This window comes from Hansschlegelia beijingensis, assembly GCF_045505405.1.
GTDB lineage: Bacteria > Pseudomonadota > Alphaproteobacteria > Rhizobiales > Methylopilaceae > Methylopila > Methylopila beijingensis_A.
The window spans coordinates 1-5,386 of sequence record NZ_JBJKEX010000208.1 but is presented as its reverse complement, the minus strand read 5'-3'; the positions used below and the strand labels follow the sequence as shown (position 1 = coordinate 5,386).

Below are 5,386 nucleotides of genomic sequence, written 5' to 3'. Positions count from 1 at the left end.
GGCGCCGTCGCGACTTGGCTGGGACGGGTAACGGGGCGGTCATCGCTGCCGGGCGGCCTTGCCGGGGGTGATCGCCGCCGCATGGCGCCCCGTGTGACCGGGCGCGCTTCCCGGCGCGGTTCGGCGCTGCGCTGAAACGCCCCCGGCAAGATGTTGGATTTTCTGCGCTATTGGCCGCGGCGGGCGGGCAGGGAAAAGTGGCGTTCCGGAGCGGAATCGTCTAGGGTCGCGCGCGCAAAGCGACAGAGAAAGCCCCTAAATCTTGGCTGATCCCAAAGACCCGACGTCGGGCGAGCCGTCCGACGTCCGCCTCGTTTCAATCGCTGACGAGATGCGCCGCTCGTATCTCGACTATGCGATGTCCGTCATCGTGGCGCGGGCGCTGCCCGACGTGCGCGACGGACTGAAGCCGGTGCATCGCCGCATTCTGTTCTCCATGAACGAGAACGGCTACTTCCCGGATCGGCCCTATCGCAAGTCGGCCCGCGTGGTCGGCGACGTCATCGGTAAGTACCACCCGCACGGCGACCAATCGATCTACGACGCGCTTGTGCGCATGGCGCAGCCGTTCTCGATGCGCCTGATGCTCGCGGACGGGCAAGGGAACTTCGGCTCGGTCGACGGCGATCCGCCGGCGGCTATGCGATACACCGAAATCCGCCTGGCGAAGCCCGCCATGGCGCTGCTCGCCGACATCGACGAGGACACCGTCGATTTCCAGGACAACTACGACGGCTCCGAGAGAGAGCCGACGGTTCTTCCGGCGAAATTCCCGAACCTCCTGGTCAACGGCGCCGGCGGCATCGCGGTCGGCATGGCGACCAACATCCCGCCGCACAATCTGGGCGAGGTCGTCGACGCCTGCGTGGCGCTGATCGCAGAGCCGGAGATGGAGCTCGACGCCCTGCTCGAGATCGTGCCCGGGCCGGACTTCCCGACCGCAGCGCGCATTCTCGGCCGCGGCGGCATCCGGTCGGCCTACTCGACGGGCCGCGGCTCGATCATCATGCGCGCCAAGGTCGAGACCGAGGAGATCCGCAAGGATCGCGAGGCGCTGATCGTCACCGAACTGCCCTATCAGGTGAACAAGGCCCGGCTGATCGAGCACATCGCCGAGCTGGTCCGCGACAAGCGCGTCGAGGGCATCTCCGATCTGCGCGACGAGAGCGACCGCCAGGGCATGCGGATCGTCATCGAGCTGAAGCGCGAAGCCGTCGCCGACGTGGTGCTCAACCAGCTCTACCGGTTCTCGTCGCTGCAGACGACCTTCGGCGCCAACATGGTCGCGCTCAACGGCGGCCGGCCGGAGCTGATGAACCTCAAGGACGCGCTGACGGCGTTCATCGCGTTCCGCGAGGACGTCATCAGCCGCCGCACCAAGTTCCGGCTCAACAAGGCGCGCGACCGCGCCCATGTGTTGGTGGGCCTCGCGATCGCCGTCGCGAATATCGACGAGGTGATCCACCTGATCCGCACCGCGCCGGATCCGGCCACCGCGCGCGAGCGGCTGATGGACCGCGACTGGCCGGCCGCGGACGTCGCGCCGCTGATCGCCCTGATCGACGACCCGCGCCACATGCTGTCGGAGAACGGGACCTATCGCTTGTCCTTTGAGCAGGCGCGCGCGATCCTCGACCTCAGGCTGCAGCGCCTCACTGCGCTCGGCCGCGACGAGATCGGCGGGGAACTCGACAAGCTCGCCGCCGAGATCGCGGACTATCTCGACATCCTGCGCTCGCGCGAGCGCGTCCAGGACATCGTGCGGCAGGAGCTGCTCGCCGCGAAGGCCGATTACGCGACGCCGCGGCGGACGGAGATCCTCGAGTCGGAGGCCGACTTCGAGGACGAGGACCTGATCCAGCGCGAGGACATGGTCGTCACCTTCACGCATGGCGGCTACATCAAGCGCGTGCCGCTGGCGACGTACCGCTCCCAGAACCGCGGCGGCAAGGGCCGCTCCGGCATGGCGACGCGCGACGAGGATTTCGTCAGCCGCCTGTTTGTGGCCAACACCCACACGCCGGTGCTGTTCTTCTCGTCGCGCGGCCAGGTCTACAAGGAGAAGGTGTGGCGTCTGCCGCTCTCGGCTCCGCAGGCGCGCGGCAAGGCGCTGGTCAACATGCTGCCGCTCTCCGAGGGCGAGCGCATCACCACCATCATGCCGCTCGTCGAGAACGAGTCCGAATGGGCGAAGTACGACGTGATGTTCGCCACGTCGGGCGGCACCGTGCGGCGCAACAAGCTGTCCGACTTCGTCAACGTCAACCGCGCCGGCAAGATCGCCATGAAGCTCGACGAGGGCGAGGCGATCGTCGACGTGCAGATCTGCTCGGAGGACGACGACGTCCTGCTGACCACGCATCTCGGCCAGTGCATCCGCTTCCGCGTCACGGACGTGCGGGTGTTCAAGGGTCGCGACAGCGTCGGCGTCCGGGGCGTGACGCTGGCCGAGGGCGACCGCGTCATCGGCCTCTCGATCCTGCGCCACTTCGAGGCGACGCCGGCCGAGCGCGTGGCCTATCTCAAGCTCGCCAACGCCGTTCGTCGCGGCCAGGGAGAAAGCGTCGCGGACGAAGGCGGCTCGGACTCGGACGGCGACGTCGAGGCGGGTTCGGAGATCGAGCTCGGCCAGGACCGCTACACCGCGATGAGCGAGGCCGAACAGCTGATCCTGACGATCTCGGAGAACGGCTACGGCAAGCGCTCGTCCTCCTTCGAGTACCGGGTCACCGGACGCGGCGGGAAGGGGATCGTGGCGATGGTCACCAACGAGCGGAACGGACCTCTGGTGGCGTCCTTCCCGGTCGAGCATGCCGACCAGATCATGCTGGTCACCAATGGCGGCCAAACGATCCGGGTGCCAGTCGACGGCATCCGCTTGGCCGGCCGCAGCACGCAGGGCGTGATCGTGTTCGCGACCGGCGAGGGCGAGCGGGTCGTCTCCGTCGAGCACATCGGGGAAGAGCAGGAGCAGGAGACGGAGACGGACTGACCGTCGCGGCTCCGCTCCGGATTAACTCTAATCCGAGCGTTTCCTTGCCGGCTACCGGCCCTCATGGGAGGATCGGTCGTCGGCCCGGTGGGGGAATGGCTACCCGGGGGGCGGGAACGTCTCCTCATCCTGGTTCAAGTCCAGGCTGGGCCTCCAAGATTGAAGCAGCGTCGTCCTGAGGGGCGGCGCTGCTTTCGTTTTGGGTCAGGCCTTCGGCGAAAAGTCGCCCGGTCGCTCCCCATGCGGCCGGGCGTCCTCGTGCGTGTCCGGAACGGAGAGGGGCGGGTATCCGGTCCGTCGCCGGTTCGCGGCGGGGGTCAGCGCCCGAGGGGGCTCAGGTCGAGGGTCGGGCGGGCCGGAAGGCGGGTCTCGCCGCCCATGCTCGCCGTGGCGAGCACCGCGAGCGCCGCTGCCGCGCACAGGACCGCGAAGGCGGTCACCGCCGCCTTCCATCCTGTCACGCGTGCGCCGGGCTCCGCAGTCATCGCCTGCTCCTCGAGATCATGAGCCCAGCTTAGGCGGCGCCACTGAACGGAGACTGGCGCCGCCGTTCATCGATGGTTCACCCGCAGCGCCCTTGCCGCCGCCGGGGAACGCGGGGTAAGCACGGCGGTCAACCTGCCCGGATGCCTCATGCCGCGCACCGCTTTCTATCCGGGCTCGTTCGACCCGGTGACACATGGCCATCTCGACGTCCTGACCCGGGCTTTCCGGCTGGCGGACCGGCTCGTGGTCGGCGTGGGCGCGAACGCCGGCAAGACGCCTCTGTTCTCAGCGGAGGAGCGCGCGGAGCTGTTGAGGGCCTGCGGCGCGCCTCTGGCCGACGCCGCGGGAGCTGCGTTCGAAGTCGTGGTCTTCGAGGGGCTTGTGGTGGAGGCGGCGGCGCGGAGCGGGGCCTCTCTGCTTGTGCGCGGGCTGCGCGACGGCGCCGACTTCGATTACGAGATGCAGATGGCGGGCATGAACGGAGAGCTTGCGCCCGGCCTCCAGACGGTGTTCCTGCCTGCGGCGCCGGGCGTGCGCGCGATCAGCGCGACGCTCGTCCGGCAGATCGCCGCGATGGGCGGCGACGTGGCCGCGTTCGTGCCGCCGGCCGTCGTGGAACGGCTCGCCGCCCGCTTCCCCCGATGAGCCAGCCGCCGCGGCGTCAGTCCCGAGAGGTCATATGATGAGAATCCTGCTCGCGTTCCTGGTCGCTTTTGGCTTCGCGACCGTGGCCCAGGCCGCCGGCCCGGCGCCGTCGATCGTCATGGAGACCACCAAGGGAACGGTCACGATCCGCCTTCGGCCGGATCTCGCGCCGAACCACGTCGCCCGCATCGAACAGCTCGTCCGTGACAAGTTCTACGACGGGGTCCCGTTTCACCGCGTGATCGCGGGCTTCATGGCCCAGACCGGCGACCCGACGGGCACCGGCGAGGGCGGCTCCAAATATCCCGACCTCAAGGCCGAGTTCTCTAAGGAGAGCTTCAAGCGCGGCACGGTTGGAATGGCCCGGACCGCCGATCCCGACACGGCGAACAGCCAGTTCTTCATCTGCTTCGGGCCCGCCTCCTGGCTGGACGGCCAGTACACGATCATCGGCGAAGTCACGTCCGGCATGGACGTCGTGGACAAGCTGAAGAAGGGGGCCGCCGGCAGCGGGACGGTCCAGAACCCCGACAAGGTGAAGTCGATCAGGCTCGCCGACGGCCCCGCCTGAGCGCGGCCCCACCGCCTACAAGGAGACGACCATGAGCGATCCCGAAAACACCCTGCTGATCGAGACCTCGCAGGGGCCGGTAAAGGTCGAGCTGAGGCCTGACCTCGCGCCCGTCCACGTTGCCCGCATCAAGGAGCTGGCCCGCGAGGGGTTCTATGACGGCGTCGTGTTCCACCGCGTCATCGAAGGCTTCATGGCCCAGACCGGCGACCCGGAGGGCACTGGCCGCGGCGGTTCCGGCAAGAAGCTGAAGGCCGAGTTCTCCAAGGAGAAGCATGTCCGCGGCACCGTCTCGGCCGCGCGCGCGATGGATCCGGATTCGGCCGACAGCCAGTTCTTCATCTGCTTCGGCGACGCCCCCTGGCTCGACGGCCAGTATTCGGTGTGGGGCCAGGTCGTCGAAGGCATGGAGAACATCGACAAGATCAAGCGTGGCGAGCCCGTGCGCGATCCGGACCGCATCGTGTCTATGAAGGTCGCGGCCGACGTGGCCTGACGCGTTAACGGCGCGATGGCCGGCTCTCTGTTCTACGGTCTGCTCGCTGTCGCGCTCGGTTGCGCGATGGCGGTGCAGGGCGTCGTCAACGCCGGCCTCGGCCGCGCGCTGGGATCGAGCGTCCTGGCCGCGGCTGTGTCGTTCTGGGTCGGCGCATTGGCGCTCGCGGGCGTCAGCCTGGCCGCCGGAGGCATCG

General features: G+C 68.5%; 6 protein-coding genes and 1 tRNA gene. 6 read left to right on the top strand and 1 reads right to left on the bottom strand.

What is annotated here, in order from left to right; all coding sequences use genetic code 11:
- The first annotated feature begins 262 nt into the window (after positions 1–262).
- On the top strand, positions 263–2,992 hold the full coding sequence (gene gyrA / locus ACIKT0_RS12440) for a DNA gyrase subunit A (RefSeq protein WP_407105643.1): 2,730 nt from the start codon (positions 263–265) through the stop codon (positions 2,990–2,992).
- An 81-nt stretch (positions 2,993–3,073) separates the two neighbouring features.
- Positions 3,074–3,148 (top strand) — tRNA-Ser (locus tag ACIKT0_RS12435).
- A 161-nt stretch (positions 3,149–3,309) separates the two neighbouring features.
- Here ACIKT0_RS12435 and ACIKT0_RS12430 read toward each other — a convergent pair.
- Positions 3,310–3,477 (bottom strand): hypothetical protein, encoded by a 168-nt coding sequence (locus ACIKT0_RS12430; RefSeq protein WP_407105642.1) that lies wholly within the window; start codon positions 3,475–3,477, stop codon positions 3,310–3,312.
- A gap of 148 nt (positions 3,478–3,625) precedes the next feature.
- Between ACIKT0_RS12430 and coaD the strand changes: the two genes are divergently transcribed.
- From coaD to ACIKT0_RS12410, 4 genes are all read left to right on the top strand, one after another.
- On the top strand, positions 3,626–4,123 hold the full coding sequence (gene coaD, locus ACIKT0_RS12425; protein ID WP_407105641.1) for a pantetheine-phosphate adenylyltransferase: 498 nt from the start codon (positions 3,626–3,628) through the stop codon (positions 4,121–4,123).
- Positions 4,124–4,160: 37 nt separating this feature from the next.
- A complete protein-coding gene (locus ACIKT0_RS12420) occupies positions 4,161–4,694 on the top strand; it encodes a peptidylprolyl isomerase (protein ID WP_407105644.1) in 534 nt (177 codons plus the stop codon).
- 31 nt (positions 4,695–4,725) lie between these two features.
- Entirely contained in the window at positions 4,726–5,190 is a 465-nt protein-coding gene (locus ACIKT0_RS12415) for a peptidylprolyl isomerase (RefSeq protein WP_407105640.1), read from the top strand.
- Positions 5,191–5,205: 15 nt separating this feature from the next.
- The coding region (locus tag ACIKT0_RS12410; protein WP_407105639.1) for a DMT family transporter at positions 5,206–5,386 on the top strand (181 nt) is incomplete at its 3' end.